We start from the raw sequence: 13,715 nt of genomic DNA, 5'->3' as shown, positions 1-13,715 counted from the left end.
CCCCATGAACGACACTCCCCTACCCATCCTCATGTACCACTCCATCGCCGCCGCGCCCAATGACGCGACGCGTGAGCTGTCCGTGGGGCCCGAGGCGTTCGCCGAGCAGATGGCACTGCTCGGGGACCAGGGGTTCACCCCGGTCGACACGGCGGCGCTGGCGGCGAGTTGGCGGTCCGGCGGACCGCTGCCGGAGCGACCCGTGCTGATCACCTTCGACGACGGTTACGAGGGCGTGCACCGGCACGGGCTGCCCGTGCTGGCCAAGCACGGCTTCGCCTCCACGTTGTTCGTCTCGACGGGGTGGATCAAGGGCGCGTACGACACCGGAGGCGGCCTCGACGCCATGCTGAGCTGGGCTCAGGTGCGAGAACTCGCCGCCGAGCAGGTCGAGATCGGCGGGCACAGCCACACGCATCCGCAGCTGGACCAGCTCTCCGACGACGCACTCCGGTTCGAGGTGCTGCGCTGCAAGGAGATCATCGCCGACGAGTTGGGCACCCGCCCGGTCTCGTTCGCGTACCCCTACGGCTACTCCAGCCGCCGGGTGCGCCGGGTGGTGCGGGAGACGGGCTTCGCCCAGTCGCTCGCCGTCGGCAACGGTCTGGCGCGCCGCCGCCAGGGACCGTACGCCCTGCAACGCGTGACCGTGCGCCGCAACACCGGTATCGAGGAGTTCGAGCGGCTCGTCGAGGGCCGCGCGATCGCCCGCAATTTCGTCCGGGACCGCGCCCTCACCAAGGGGTACGCCATGGTCCGAAGAGCACGACAGGTCCGCCGGAAGGCCATCCGTTCCCGTGTCTGACACGACGACCACAGCCCAGGCTTCATCGCCCACCGCCGAGGCGCCCGAGCAACGGACCGGGCGCCGCCTCCGCCTGCCCGGCCGGGGCCGCAAGGACGGCGGCGGCGGAGGCAACCAACTCTTCCGCAACGCCTACGCCCTGATGCTCAACACCGGGATCTCCGCGGTGCTCGGGCTCGGCTACTGGCTGGTCGCCGCCCGCTACTACTCCGACGCCGCGGTCGGCCAGGGCTCCGCCGCGATCGCCGCGATGAAGCTCCTGGCGGGCCTGACCGCAGTGACCCTGACCGGCGCCCTGGCCCGCTTCATCCCCGTCGCGGGCCGCGCCACCGGACGCCTCATCTTCCGTACGTACGCGGGAAGTTCGGTGGTCGTGGCGCTGGCCGCCGTGGCCTTCCTGCTGACGCTGAACGCATGGGGACCCTCGTACCGCTTCCTGCACGGCTCGCTCAACGGCCTCGGCTTCATCCTGGCGGTCGTCGCCTGGTCGCTGCTGACCCTGCAGGACGGCGTGCTGACCGGACTGCGCAGCGCGCTCTGGGTGCCGGTGGGCAACACCGTGTTCTCCGCGGTGAAGCTGGCACTGCTGGTCACACTCGCCGCCGCGATCCCGACGACGGGCGTCTTCGTCTCCTGGGTCGCCGCGATCGCCCTGTCGGTGGTACCGCTCGGCCTGCTCGTCTTCCGGCGGCTGGTCCCCCGGCACATCAAGGCGACCGAGGAGCGCGCGAACCCGCCCACGCTCAAGGAGGTCGGACGCTTCCTGGCCGGCGACTACACCGGCTCGCTCTTCTCGCTCGCCGTGGTCTATCTCGTCCCGGTGATCGTCGCCTCGCAGGTCAGCTCCTCCGACAACGCGTACTTCTACATCACCACGACGATCGGCGGCACGGTCAACCTGCTCGCCATCAACATGGGCGCCTCGCTGACCGTCGAAGGCTCGCACGACCCCGCGCGGCTCGCCGCGAACACCCGGGCCGCGCTCAAGCGCATGGCGCGGATCATGCTGCCCGTGTGCGGACTGCTGTTCGTCGGGGCACCGTTCATCCTGCACGTCTTCGGCGACGGCTACGCGCACGCGGCGACCCCGCTGCTGCGCTGGTTCGCGGTCGGCGCGCTGCTGCGGGTCGTCATGGAGACGTACTTCGCGGTGCTGCGCGCCCAGAGCCGCACCTCCGGACTCGCCTATCTGCAGGGCCTGCTGTGCGTCCTGGTCCTCGGCCTGACGGTGATCCTGCTGCCCCGGATGGGCCTGACCGGGGCGGGCGTCGCGGAGATCTCCAGCCTCGCGGTGATCGTGTCGATCGCCGCGCCCAAGCTGTTCAAGATCGTACGGACCGCGCCGCCCGCCGAACTCCCGGCGGGCGCGGCGCCGGACGGGGACCTCGCCGACCTCGGCGCACGCGACGTGGCCGCGACCAAGCCGCGCGAGGCGAAGCGGGGGCCTGCCTGGGCCCTCGACTCCGACACCCTCGCCCTCGGCGTGCACGTCGACTTCGACCACCAGGAACGCCGCCCGGACGTCCGCCCGGGCCCCGGCACCCCACCCACGGGCACACCCAAGGCACGCCCGGACCACCGCCCGACCTGGGCGATGAAGCCGCAACTGCCCTCGGTGGGGCTGCCCGTGGAGGCGCGGGAGCCGGGCTCGGAGGCTTCCCTGGGCCCGGCGGAAGCCCCGGAGGTGGACGCCCCCTTCGAAACGCCCTCCTTCGCGGTGACGCCCTCCTTCGAAACAGAGGGCACGGACAGCGCCCCGTCAGGGGCCCGGGGAACCGCGCGCCCGGCCACGGACGACCCGCAGCCGCCGGACAACACCATTCCACTCCTCCGCGACCGCCTACGACACCCTTCCAAACCCGGCGTGCTCCTCGGCTTCCTCCTGATCTCCGCGCTGCTCCTCTACTGGGTTCCGGCACTGAGCCTCAACGACGCCTCCCTCGACGAGATGGGCGGCCTCGGCCTCATCTCCGTCCTGCCGCTGCCCACCCTCGTGGGCGCGGCCCTCCTGATCACGGTCTTCGCCTCGCTGCTCTGGATGAACCGCGAGCACAAGGGCCTGCTGCTCATCACCCTGCTCGCCACCGTGATCTCCCTGCACGCGCTCCCCGCCGTCATCGAGACCGAGCCACGGTTCGCCACCGCCTGGCAGCACCTCGGCTTCATCGACTACATCGACCGCACCGGCTCCGCGGTACCCGACCTGGACGCCCGCTGGAGCTGGCCGGGCTTCTTCGCGGGGGCCGCGTTCGTCGCCAAGGCCTGCGGTGTCAGCGACCTCACCGAGGTGATCCGCTGGTGGCCGCTGACCATGCAACTGCTCTACCTGGCCCCGATGTTCCTGCTCGTGCGTTCGATGCGGGCGAGCTGGCGCGCCAAGTGGACCGGCATCTGGATCTTCGTGCTGAGCGGCTGGGTGGGCCAGGACTACTTCTCCCCGCAGGGCTTCACCTACCTCCTCTACCTCGTCTTCGTGGCGATCCTCCTCGTGTGGTTCCGGGCGCCGCGTGTGCTGTGGGCGAAGGCGCGCCCGGGCGAGGCGGAGGTCGAGCCGACCGACCGGCGCCAGCGGGCCGTGCTCCTCATGGTGCTGATCGGCCTGTTCGCGGCGAGCGTCCCTGCTCACCAGCTCACCCCGTTCGTGATGCTCGGCGTGCTCGCGGTCCTCGTCCTCGTCGGCCGATCCGAACTGCGCGGGCTGCCGATCCTGTTCGCCGTCCTGGTCTCCGTCTGGATCGGCTTCATGGCCGAGCCCTACTGGTCGGGGCACTTCAACGACCTGTTCGGCGGGGTCGGCGGCGTCGGCAGCAATGTGTCGACCTCCGTCTCCGGCCGTATCCAGGGCGGCAGTTCGACGCACAAACTCGTCCTCTACACACGCGTGCTGCTCGCCGGCGGTGTGATGGCCTTCGCCTGCTGGGGCTGGTGGCGGCGGCGCGACCACAAGTACCGCGAGCGGTCGCTGATCGTCCTCACCTTCGTCCCGTTCCTGGGCTTCGGCATGCAGTCGTACGGCGGCGAGATGGCCCTGCGGGTCTTCATGTTCGCCCTGCCGGGGGCGGCACTGCTGGCCGGGCTCGCCCTCTTCCCGCGCACCGGCGCCACCGCGAAGGAACGGGAGAAGGACCGGGTCAGCCTCGCCCCGCTGGCCGCGCTCATGACGGGTCTGCTTCTCATGGGCGGCTTCCTGGTGGCCCGCTGGGGCAACGAGTCCTTCGAGCGCATCCGGCCGGGCGAGGTCACGGCCATGAACTACGTGTACGCGCACGACAAGCCGACCGTACGGCTGCTGTGGCTGAGCAACGACACGGTCAACAACGTGACGCCCGCGATGCCGTGGGGCACCCGGGACATGGAGAAGGTGCAGTACGTGCCGACGCTGGCGCCGAGCGACCCGGTGCTGGTGTCAGGGCTGGTCAAGTCGCTCAAGGACGCCGGCCCGAACTCGTACCTCATGATCAACCGCAGCCAGGTGGTCTACCTCCAGATGGACGTGGGCTACTCGGCGACCTGGGAGTCGCGGCTCATCCGCAACCTCGACGACCGGCAGGACCTGAAGAAGGTCCTCGTCAACGACGACGTGACGATGTACGCGCTGCGCAAGCAGCCCGCGGGCAAGGTACTCGAGCCCGCTCCCGGGCCGATCGGTCCCCTGGTCACCTGGACACCGTGGTCGGTCGTCGGCGCGCTGGCGGCCGTGGCGCTCATCATCATGCTGGCGGCGCGGGAGGTCGTACGGGTCGCGGTGCGGCCGAGTGTGCGGCAGCTGCGGTGGCTGCAGAGCAGCTTCTGGTTCTCGCTGCCGCTGCTGGCGGTGCTGCTGGCCTCGCTCGTACAGCGGTTCCTGACCATGAAGTAGCACGAGGCCCAGCAGGCGGAGTGGCTCACCCGGACCCGGGATCACGGGTTCAGCGGGTGAGCCACTTCACTTCGTAGGCCTTCATGTCGAACCGCTTGCCGTCCACCTGCGCGCTGATGGACCGGTTCAGGGTGTTCACGACCAGGACGGCCTTGTCGGTGGCGAGGACGCGGACGCCTGGCACGTCGTCGGGGGCCACGGACACCGTCGCGTACTTGGTGCCGGGGGCGAACGCCCGGCTGAAGCGGGAGACGAGGTCGAGCATGGGCAGGGCCGCGCCGCCACCGGCACTGTCGGTCGGCGTCCACAGGCAGCCCGCGCAGTCGGTGCCCTTCTCCTTCTCCGGGTTCCAGTAGAAGCCGGAGGTGGCGCCGCCGCGGGCCATCGCGATCAGGCCGGCGGCCTGGACGGCGCCGCGGTGGGCCTCGGACCAGCCCGTACGCTCGTCGTTGCCGTCGGCGGGCTCCACGTAGTACTCGGCCCACCACAGCGGCAGGCCGTGGGTCTGCTCGCGCACCCACCGGCTGACGGCGGTGAACTTGTCGGTGGCCGCGAACTCGTTCGGGAGCAGGTCGTCGTCCTTGGTGTAGCTGGAGCCGTCGACGACCACGAAGTCGGCTCCCGCCTTGTTCTTGTTCCAGTAGTCGAAGGCATCGAGGACCCGCTGGTCCATGGTGCCCCAGGTGCCCTTCAGGGTCGTCGACGCGTTCTCCGTCTGGCGCGGGTCGACGCTGTCCATGACGAGGTAGGGCCCGCCGACCAGGATGTCCTTGTCGACCTTCTTCAGCGCCTTGTAGACGAGGTTGTAGAGCTCGGTGTAGCCCTCGTAGTCCCAGCGGCCCTTGCTGTCGTTCCAGAAGCCCTTGAACTCGTTCCAGACGATGAAGTGACGGACGTCCGGATAGCGCTTGGCGACGGTCGCGGCGAGCGCGGCGAAGTCCGCGTAGTGGGCGCGGTCCGGGGCGGTCTCCAGGGCGGCCTGGCTCCAGTTCGTGTTGTCCGCGCCGGCCTTGCCGCCCTTCATCCAGTCCGGGGAGCAGCACAGGGTGACGACCGGGGTCCCGCCGGACTTCCGCATGAAGTCGATACGGCGGTCCATCTCCGAGAAGTCGTAGCGCCCCTTGGAGGGTTCGGGGTTGCCCGCCCCCCAGCCCATGATGTGCTGGATCTGCGGCAGCGACTGCTTCTGCAGCAGCCCCTCGACGCGCTGGGTGGCCGTGTCACTGCCCTGGTCGGCGCTGTACTGGGTGTGGGTGAAACCCCAGCCCACCTCGGGTTGCGGGGTTTGGGGCGGAGTGACGGGGGTGCCGTGCACCTTGTCCCCGTCGCGGGTGGTGCCCGCGGTGCTCGCGCCGCCTCCGGGCAGGGTGTTGAGCAAGGTCACCACCAGGGCCAGAGCGGCCACTCCCACGCCGAGCAGCGCGGTGAGCCGCCACCGCCGTGCCCCCGAATTCCACCCATGACGTCCCATCAAGGGCAACAGTAACGGCGGGGATCGGCCGTGGGACAGGTCTTGTAAGACCACAGCCGTGTAACAGGACGGAGGGGACACGGACCGACACAGCCGACACACAGGACGCACCGCGGAAACCGGGTGCACGGGGCGCCCGCGTGACGGATCATGGCGGCATGTCTGCCAACCCACACGACGCACTGCCGATCCGGCTCAACGTCGACGACAGCGACTCGCCGTCGGACGTCGTCGACGCGCTGTTCCTCGGCCGCTTCGCGACGGGCGAGCAGCCGCACTCGCACGCGGCGAACATCGACCGCGTACGGTCCGGGGCGACGCTCCTCCCGCCGGGCGCCCGCGTGCTGCGCTCGGCCCGCGACGACGACCGCAGTGCCACGCTCGCCGAGGGCGACGGCTGGACCCTGCTGGTGTCCCGCTGGAACCGCGGCGCCGACGTCACGGTCACCGCGACCAGCACCGAACTGGCCGCCAAGATCCTCGACCAGGCGACGGACGGCGCGGCGGACGAACCCGAACCCCAGCCGGAGAACGTGACGATGGGGTTCTGGTACGTCTCCCCGCGCCGCGGCCCGCACCGCACCACCCGGCAGATCTCCGCGGGTACGTGGGAGGAGGTGCGGCCGAACTACACCGGGCCGGTGGCGGACGCCATGGACCGGCTGATGAAGACGACGCCCGAGGACATCGCGGGCCGGCTGTTGCTGCTGCACGGCCCGCCCGGCACGGGCAAGACCTCGGCCCTGCGCACCCTGGCCCGTTCCTGGCGCGACTGGTGCCAGGTGGACTGCGTCCTCGACCCGGAGCGGCTCTTCTCCGACGTCGGCTATCTGATGGACATCGCGATCGGCGAGGAGGACGGCACGGGCAAGGGCCGCTGGCGGCTGCTCCTGCTGGAGGACTGCGACGAGCTGATCCGCGGCGAGGCCAAGCACACCGCGGGCCAGGCGCTCTCGCGGCTGCTCAACCTCACCGACGGGCTCCTCGGCCAGGGCCGCAACGTGCTCGTGGGCGTCACGACCAACGAGGACCTCGAGCGCCTCCACCCCGCCGTGGTCCGCCCCGGCCGTTGTCTCGCCCGGATCGAGGTCGGCGCGCTGACCCGCCCGGAGGCGGTGAGCTGGCTGGGCACGGAGGAGGGCGTCGGCCGCGACGGCGCGACCCTGGCCGAGCTGTACGCGCTGCGCCGGGGTACGACGCCGACGTCGGTGCCGGACCAGCGGGAGGGCGCGGACGCGGGGCTGTATCTGTAGCTGCCCGGCACTCCGTGCGGTGCTTTGATGGCCGTATGACCCTGTTCGTCGGCACGTCGGGGTGGCAGTACAAGGACTGGCGCGGCGTCCTGTACCCGGACGGAGTGCCGATGCGGCTCTGGCTGGAGGAGTACGCGGCGCGGTTCGCCACGGTCGAGATCAACAACGCCTTCTACCGGCTGCCGACGCACGAGACCTTCGAGAGCTGGCGGGAGCGCACCCCGCCGGACTTCGTCGTCGCTCTCAAGGCGAGCCGCTATCTGACGCACATCAAACGGCTGCGCGACCCGGCGGAGCCGGTCGGCCGGCTGCTGGGCCACGCCGCCGGGCTCGGTGACCGCCTGGGCCCGGTCCTGCTCCAGCTCCCGCCCACGCTGCACGCCGATCCCGCCCTTCTCGACGAGTGCCTGGGCCGCTTCCCCGCCGGCGTCCGGGTCGCGGTCGAACCGCGACACGATTCCTGGTGGACACCGGAGGTGCGCAAGGTACTGGAGTCACGGGGCGCCGCCCTCTGCTGGGCCGATGTGCTGGCCCGCCCCGTGACGCCCCTGTGGCGGACCGCCGACTGGGGCTACGTCCGCTTCCACGAGGGCCGCGCCCAGCCGTGGCCCCGCTACGGCCGGCAGTCCCTGACGACCTGGGTACGACGCGTCGCGGACACCTGGTCCGACGACCACGAGGTGTACGCGTACTTCAACAACGACCCGTACGCGGCGGCCGTCCGGGACGCGGTGGCCTTCGCCCACGCGGCAAGGTCAACGGGCCTGACGGTGTCCCGCACGCCGAACGACAAGACCTAGTCCCCGTAAGCCGCCCGCAGGGCATCCCGCACGGCGTCCAGCGCGGCGGACTCCGAGAGGCCGAGGCGGTGCACGCGCTCGGCGTACGCCTGTGCGGCCGACGCCGCTTCGCGCTCCGCCGCCGAGCCCGCGGCGGCGACGAACGTCCCGTTGCGGCCGCGCGTCTCGATCACCCCGTCCGACTCCAGTGCCCGGTAGGCCTTGGCGACCGTGTTGGCGGCGAGGCCGAGCTCCTCGGCCAGCCCCCGCACGGTGGGCAGCTTGTAGCCGACCGGCAGCGCACCGGACCGCGCCTGCTCGGAGATCTGGGCACGCACCTGTTCGTAGGGCGCGGCCCCCTCATCGATGTGGATCTTCAGCGTCACGGAGCGATTGTCCCGTACGGGAAGGAAAATGAGAGGCACTCGAACACACCTCGCGCGTAGCGTTCGACTCCATGACTGTGATCATCAGCGACGTCCGCCCGGACGACCGACGGCACACCGAGGGCTTCGCCCACGTCCGCAACCGCGCCCTCCCCTTCGTGCTGTACACACCTGACTCCATCGCGTACGACGTCACGCACGCGCACCCCGACGCCCACTACCGTCCGCTGCTCGCGGAGCAGGACGGCGAACCGGTCGGCACGGCCCAGGTCGGCATCGCGCACGACAGCGCGGAGCCGAATCAGGGCTACCTCAACGTGTACGTCGACCCCGGCCGCACCCGCCGGGGCGCGGGCTCGCTCCTGGTGCGCACCGCCGAGGAGCACCTGGCGGCCCTGGGCGCGACCAAGCTCTTCGCCTGGGTCCTGGACGAGCCGGACAACCGCGCGTTCGCCGAGAAGCACGGCTACCACGCGAGCCGCTCCGCCCACTTCCTCCGCCTCGACCTGGCGGGCGGCACCCTGCCGCCGCTCCAGGACCCGCCGCCGGGCGTCGAGCTGCGCAAGGGCTCGGACTTCGCCGACGACCCGCGCCCCCTGTTCACCCTGGACGCGGAGACGATGGCGGACGAACCCAGCGACATCCCCCACGAGTTCACGGACTACCAGGCCTGGCTCCAGGAGACCTGGCACCACCCCCTGTTCAGTGCCGAGCTGACCACGGTCGCGCTCGTCGACGGCCGCCCGGCGGCGTTCAGCGCGGCCCGCACGGACGGCGGCACCCGCTACGGCACCGTGATGACGGGCACCGCCGCCGCGTTCCGCGGTCGCGGCCTCGCCAAGCTCGCCAAGAACGACTCGCTGCACCGTGCCCGCGCCGCCGGGTGCACGGAGGCGTTCACGGGCAACGACGCCGGCAACGAACCGATGATCGCGATCAACAAGTGGTTCGGCTACGAGATCTGCGGGACGGAGGTGCGGTATGTCCGCGAACTCGCCTGACGCACCCCGCACCGTGGAGATCGTCCTCGTCAAGTCCGGCCGCACGAAGATCCGTTACCCCGCCGAGCTGCTCGCCGACGACGGCACCCGCGTCACCGTGCGCGCGCCGTGGGCGGGCGAGGGCGTCCGCGACTTCGGCTTCGTACGGTTCGAGCCGGGCGATGTCTTCACCGAGTACTACTGGCGGGACCGCTGGTACGCGGTCAAGGAGGTCCGGGACGCCGAGGGCGTACGGAAGGGCTGGTACTGCGACATCACCCGCCCGGCCACCCTCTCCGGCGGCGAACTGGTCGTCGAGGACCTCGACCTGGACCTGTGGCGCTCCGCGGACGGCACGGACGTACTGCGCCTGGACGAGGACGAGTTCGCGGCGAGCGGCCTCGCGACCACCGATCCGCGGGCCGCGACCGCCGCGCGGAACGCCCTCGACACGCTCGAACTCCTGGCTCACGAGGGTGACTTCGAGGCACTGCTCGGCTAGAGCGGGTACCCGGCGGATACCCGCTCGACGACCGTCGAGTACCCGGTGGTCAGACGTGGGCCACCACCGCGTACCGCTCGTCCGCCACCTCGCGCCCCCACAGCCGTGCGTCGTCGGACAGCCGCTCCACTCGGAGGTCCGAGGTCAGGGGCTCCAGCAGGGCGGCCAGCCGGTCCGCGGGTATGCCGACCGGGCTCAGCGTCCCCCACACCCCCTCGACCAGGACGAGCCGCCCTCCGGGGCGCAGCAGCCCGCGCCAGTGCCGCAGGACGCGCTCGGGGTCGGGCAGGGCCCACAGGACGTGCCGGACGAGCACGACGTCGAACCGCTGCTCGCCGACGGGCGGTGCCGTCGCGTCGCCGAGGAGGAACACCGCGTCACGTCCGGCGAGCTTGGCGCGGGCCAGGTCGACCATGCGCGGCGCGCGGTCGACCCCGGTGACGTGGTGGCCCCGCTGGGCCGCGAGGAGCGCCAGGCTGCCGGTGCCGCAGCCGAGGTCGAGCACGTCGGACGGGGTCTCGGGCAGCCAGGCGCGCAGCCGCTCCGCCCAGGCCTCCCGCACGGCGGCGTCGCGCAGCCCGTGGTCCGGCTCGTCGTCGAAGGTGGCGGCCTCGGCGTCCCAGTCCACCTGGTCCGCGTCGGCCACCGGGTCCACACCCCCGCCCGCGCCACCGAGCTCCGGCCGCACACCGCTCTGACACGGTTTGACACCGCTCTGACCTGGATTCATTTCGCTGTAACCCGCCATGTGCCCCAGGGTGACACCCACCACTGACAGTCGAATCGTGACAGCCGCCACAGACAGATCCCGACTGATGAGCAACTCTCCCGGAAAGGGTCTACCTCCGTACAACCGCGGATCCCGGTAGGCACAAGGAGGCAGCCATGCGCCGTGTGACCGTGCAGAAGCCCCTGAGGAAGTCGGAGTCCCGCCGAGTGCGGGACGAGGCCGACGAGCGTCCGGCCGAGCGTCCGGAGGTCCGCAAGGACATCCACCGCACGTGGTGGCCGGACGGGTGAGCGGCCCGGGCCGCGCGCCCCGGCACTGAGACACGCCCCGGCACGGAAACCGTCAGTCGAGCCGCTTGCGGTAGTGGATCCGGTCGTACCGGCCGTCCACGCGGCGTTCCACCACCTCGTACCCGTACTTCGGGTAGATCTTCTGGTTCTCCCACATCATCGCGTTCGTGTAGAGCCTGACCTCGGACAGCCCGAGCGCACGCGCGTGTGCGTCCACGAACGCCAGCAGCCGTTGCCCGACACCCTTGCCATGGGCGTCGGGGTGGACGGCGATGCTGTCGAGGAAGAGATGGTCCTCGTGCGCCTCGATCACCACGAGGCCCCTCACGGGCTCCCCCGTGACGAACACCCGCCCCGCGGCCACGTTCGCCGCGTGGTCCGCCTCCATGGGCTTCGGCACCACTCCGATGCGCTCGATGTAGTGGTGGTACGCGGCGTCGGTCACCGCCTTCACTGCGGCGACGTCGGCGGCGACGGCCGGGCGGATCTCCGGTTCGTTCGGGGCATCTGTCATGGCCAGAACGGTAGCTACCTGAGCGCAGGCTCAGCACTCCCTTAAGCCGACCATAAGGATCTCCCGCACCCGCCTCCAGCAGGCGAATTCGCGGTTTCTTCGGGCTAGCTTGCTGATCACCCCCCACGGGTCCGCCGTAGACGTGAAGGTCCGCTTCGAGGAGTTCCCCCATGCCTGCTCGCCGCAAGGCCGCCACCGTCGCGGTCGCCGTCGGTGTCGGTGTCGCCCCGGTCGCCCTGATCGCGCTCGCCGCGGCGCCCGCCGCCGCGCACGGCACGATGGGCGACCCGGTCAGCCGGGTCTTCCAGTGCTACGCGGAGAATCCCGAGAGCCCGAGGTCCGGCGCCTGCAAGGCGGCCGTCGCGGCCGGCGGCACCCAGGCGCTGTACGACTGGAACGGCATCCGGATCGGCGACGCGAACGGCAGACACCAGCAGCTCATTCCCGACGGGAAGCTGTGCGGCGCGGGCAACGACGAGTTCAAGGGCCTGGACCTGGCCCGCGCCGACTGGCCGACGACGAGCGTGAGCGGCGGCGCGTACACCTTCAAGTACCGGGTGACGGCCCCGCACAAGGGCACCTTCAACGTCTACATCACCAAGGCGGGTTACGACCCGTCCAAGCCGTTGGCCTGGGCCGACCTGGACCTGGCGCACCCGGTCGCCACCAAGACCGACCCGGCCGCGACGAACGGCTACTACACCTTCTCCGGCACCCTGCCGCAGCGCTCGGGCAGGCAGCTCCTCTACGCGATCTGGCAGCGCTCGGACAGTCCGGAGGCGTTCTACTCCTGCTCGGACGTCACCTTCGGTGGCGGGGGTTCCGGCAACACCGGTTCCGGCGGCGGCAGCACGGGCAGCAGCGGTACGGGCAGTACCGGAAGCGGTACCACCCCCGCGCCGACCTCCCCGGCACCCACCGCTTCCGCGCCCTCCGAGCAGCAGATAGCCGATGGTGCCGACAAGTCGTCGGTGCGGCACGACCACCACGACGGCACAGCCACTCCGGCCGCCGGCACGAACCCCTCCGACGCCGCTACCGGCGGCTCCGACGCCCGGCCCGAGGCCGCGGGTGTCTCGGAGCGGCACCTCGCCGAGACCGGCGGTGACTCCTCCAGCGCCTACCTCGCGATCGGCGGGGCGAGCGCGCTGGCGCTGGGCGCGGCGGCGCTGTTCTCCTCGGTCCGCCGTCGCGCGACGACCGGCGGCCGGCGCGACCGCTAGTTCCCGGTGTACTCCGGGGCCTGTCCGGCGGCTCAGGTCGGACAGGCCCCGGCCGGGGCGGTCAGCTGAACACGGAGGCGCAGTTCGTGGGGGTGGCGTGTGCCGGGTCGAGGGCGTTGGCCGCCTCGTGGAAGGCGATCCGGTCGAGGAGGCCGATCGCGGCGTGCTCGGAGAGATCGACCGGGCACAGGTCCTGCAGCAGAACGTTGTGGACGTCGGATCCGGTGAGGAACTGTGAGCGGTACGGCGTGACCACCTCGTCGTACTTGGTGGCGATCACCGTGTAGTGCACGCCCGGGACGGTGTCGCCGCCGGCGTTGAGTTTGGTCAGGAAGGCGGAGCCGACGATCTGGTCGGCGAGCGCGGGTGTGGCCGCGGACAGCAGGTCCTCGGCGCCCGGGAAGTACGGCAGCAGGTTGGTCAGGCCGTCCAGGGTGGTGCCGTGGTTGTCGGGCGCGATGCCGACGAAGGCGTTCACCTTGGCGGCTCCGCCGAGGAACTTGAGGTAGTAGCGGGGCATCAGGCCGCCCTGCGAGTGGCCGACGAGGTCGGCCTTGGGGGCGCCGGTCGCGGCGAGCACCTTGTCGACGAATACCTGAAGCTGTTCGGCCGACTTGTCGATGGGGCCGAGGGCGTTGAAGAGGGGGACGCCGGGCAGTTGCCCGTAGTCGAGGGAGAAGACGCAGTACCCGCGGTCCACCAGGTAGGGGGCGAAGGCCAGCCAGTTGTCGGTCGAGTTGGCGAAGGTGCCGTGGACGAGGACGACGGGGCGGGGATGGCCGGCGGAGGGCTTGCAGGAGTAGTCGTTCCAGCCGCTGCTCGGCGCGGCGGCGTGGGCGGTGGCGGCGGGGACCACGGCGACCACGGCGGTCAGCAGCAGTGCGGTGAGGGGTCTGAGCAGGCGCTTCCAGGGCAGCATCGGG

At 71.1% G+C, this 13,715-nt stretch carries 13 protein-coding genes; 8 read left to right on the top strand and 5 right to left on the bottom strand.

Translation table 11 applies throughout. From position 1 onward, the window contains the following. Window positions 1–4: 4 nt before the first annotated feature. Entirely contained in the window at window positions 5–805 is an 801-nt protein-coding gene (locus SMIR_RS30855; protein WP_168490263.1) for a polysaccharide deacetylase family protein, read from the top strand. Further along, a complete protein-coding gene (locus SMIR_RS30850; RefSeq protein WP_168490264.1) occupies window positions 798–4,664 on the top strand; it encodes a lipopolysaccharide biosynthesis protein in 3,867 nt (1,288 codons plus the stop codon). The genes SMIR_RS30855 and SMIR_RS30850 overlap by 8 nt, the downstream gene beginning before the upstream one ends. A gap of 49 nt (window positions 4,665–4,713) precedes the next feature. Here the strand turns inward: SMIR_RS30850 and SMIR_RS30845 are convergent, their stop codons facing one another. Next, the gene (locus tag SMIR_RS30845; protein ID WP_168490265.1) at window positions 4,714–6,135 is read right to left on the bottom strand and encodes a GH39 family glycosyl hydrolase; all 1,422 of its coding nucleotides are present in this window, start codon (window positions 6,133–6,135) and stop codon (window positions 4,714–4,716) included. A 158-nt stretch (window positions 6,136–6,293) separates the two neighbouring features. On the opposite strand from SMIR_RS30845, the gene SMIR_RS30840 reads away from it, so the two are divergent. Next, on the top strand, window positions 6,294–7,388 hold the full coding sequence (locus SMIR_RS30840) for a DUF5925 domain-containing protein (RefSeq protein WP_168490266.1): 1,095 nt from the start codon (window positions 6,294–6,296) through the stop codon (window positions 7,386–7,388). A 35-nt stretch (window positions 7,389–7,423) separates the two neighbouring features. Further along, window positions 7,424–8,188, top strand: coding sequence for a DUF72 domain-containing protein (locus SMIR_RS30835; RefSeq protein ID WP_168490267.1), 765 nt, complete (start codon window positions 7,424–7,426; stop codon window positions 8,186–8,188). Here SMIR_RS30835 and SMIR_RS30830 read toward each other — a convergent pair. After that, window positions 8,185–8,553: a GntR family transcriptional regulator gene (locus tag SMIR_RS30830; protein WP_177324034.1), complete on the bottom strand. Its 369-nt coding sequence runs from the start codon at window positions 8,551–8,553 to the stop codon at window positions 8,185–8,187. The two genes, SMIR_RS30835 and SMIR_RS30830, sit on opposite strands and share 4 nt — an antisense overlap. Window positions 8,554–8,624: 71 nt before the next feature. Here SMIR_RS30830 and SMIR_RS30825 point away from each other — a divergent pair, with 71 nt between their 5' ends. Both SMIR_RS30825 and SMIR_RS30820 read left to right on the top strand, forming a co-directional pair. Next, complete coding sequence (locus SMIR_RS30825; protein ID WP_168490269.1) at window positions 8,625–9,554, top strand: GNAT family N-acetyltransferase; 930 nt, start codon at window positions 8,625–8,627, stop codon at window positions 9,552–9,554. Continuing rightward, entirely contained in the window at window positions 9,535–10,035 is a 501-nt protein-coding gene (locus SMIR_RS30820; RefSeq protein ID WP_168490270.1) for a ribonuclease FAU-1 family protein, read from the top strand. The genes SMIR_RS30825 and SMIR_RS30820 overlap by 20 nt, the downstream gene beginning before the upstream one ends. A 49-nt stretch (window positions 10,036–10,084) precedes the next feature. Here SMIR_RS30820 and SMIR_RS30815 read toward each other — a convergent pair whose 3' ends face one another. Continuing rightward, window positions 10,085–10,681, bottom strand: coding sequence for a class I SAM-dependent methyltransferase (locus SMIR_RS30815; protein ID WP_422664476.1), 597 nt, complete (start codon window positions 10,679–10,681; stop codon window positions 10,085–10,087). A 239-nt stretch (window positions 10,682–10,920) separates the two neighbouring features. Here SMIR_RS30815 and SMIR_RS44395 point away from each other — a divergent pair, with 239 nt between their 5' ends. After that, window positions 10,921–11,055 (top strand): hypothetical protein, encoded by a 135-nt coding sequence (locus SMIR_RS44395; RefSeq protein ID WP_282190303.1) that lies wholly within the window; start codon window positions 10,921–10,923, stop codon window positions 11,053–11,055. Between the two features lie 52 nt (window positions 11,056–11,107). Here SMIR_RS44395 and SMIR_RS30810 read toward each other — a convergent pair whose 3' ends face one another. Further along, window positions 11,108–11,569: a GNAT family N-acetyltransferase gene (locus tag SMIR_RS30810; RefSeq protein ID WP_168490271.1), complete on the bottom strand. Its 462-nt coding sequence runs from the start codon at window positions 11,567–11,569 to the stop codon at window positions 11,108–11,110. A gap of 170 nt (window positions 11,570–11,739) precedes the next feature. Between SMIR_RS30810 and SMIR_RS30805 the strand changes: the two genes are divergently transcribed. Beyond that, on the top strand, window positions 11,740–12,792 hold the full coding sequence (locus SMIR_RS30805) for a lytic polysaccharide monooxygenase auxiliary activity family 9 protein (protein ID WP_168490272.1): 1,053 nt from the start codon (window positions 11,740–11,742) through the stop codon (window positions 12,790–12,792). Window positions 12,793–12,853: 61 nt separating this feature from the next. Here SMIR_RS30805 and SMIR_RS30800 read toward each other — a convergent pair whose 3' ends face one another. Then, window positions 12,854–13,711, bottom strand: a complete 858-nt coding sequence (locus tag SMIR_RS30800) for an esterase/lipase family protein (protein ID WP_212727639.1) — start codon at window positions 13,709–13,711, stop codon at window positions 12,854–12,856. Window positions 13,712–13,715 lie beyond the last annotated feature (4 nt).

The sequence above is a fragment of the Streptomyces mirabilis genome, from assembly GCF_018310535.1.
GTDB lineage: Bacteria > Actinomycetota > Actinomycetes > Streptomycetales > Streptomycetaceae > Streptomyces.
The sequence above is the reverse complement of the archived record's forward strand: the minus strand, read 5'-3'. Positions and strand labels throughout refer to the sequence as shown.

Excerpts from the sequence above, each read along its gene's own strand:
- SMIR_RS30855 (WP_168490263.1), top strand. The coding sequence starts at position 5 with ATGAACGACACTCCCCTACCCATCCTCATGTACCACTCCATCGCCGCC.
- SMIR_RS30845 (WP_168490265.1), bottom strand. The coding sequence starts at position 6,135 with ATGGGACGTCATGGGTGGAATTCGGGGGCACGGCGGTGGCGGCTCACC.
- SMIR_RS30840 (WP_168490266.1), top strand. The coding sequence starts at position 6,294 with ATGTCTGCCAACCCACACGACGCACTGCCGATCCGGCTCAACGTCGAC.
- SMIR_RS30835 (WP_168490267.1), top strand. The coding sequence starts at position 7,424 with ATGACCCTGTTCGTCGGCACGTCGGGGTGGCAGTACAAGGACTGGCGC.
- SMIR_RS30825 (WP_168490269.1), top strand. The coding sequence starts at position 8,625 with ATGACTGTGATCATCAGCGACGTCCGCCCGGACGACCGACGGCACACC.
- SMIR_RS30820 (WP_168490270.1), top strand. The coding sequence starts at position 9,535 with ATGTCCGCGAACTCGCCTGACGCACCCCGCACCGTGGAGATCGTCCTC.
- SMIR_RS44395 (WP_282190303.1), top strand. The coding sequence starts at position 10,921 with ATGCGCCGTGTGACCGTGCAGAAGCCCCTGAGGAAGTCGGAGTCCCGC.
- SMIR_RS30810 (WP_168490271.1), bottom strand. The coding sequence starts at position 11,569 with ATGACAGATGCCCCGAACGAACCGGAGATCCGCCCGGCCGTCGCCGCC.
- SMIR_RS30805 (WP_168490272.1), top strand. The coding sequence starts at position 11,740 with ATGCCTGCTCGCCGCAAGGCCGCCACCGTCGCGGTCGCCGTCGGTGTC.
- SMIR_RS30800 (WP_212727639.1), bottom strand. The coding sequence starts at position 13,711 with ATGCTGCCCTGGAAGCGCCTGCTCAGACCCCTCACCGCACTGCTGCTG.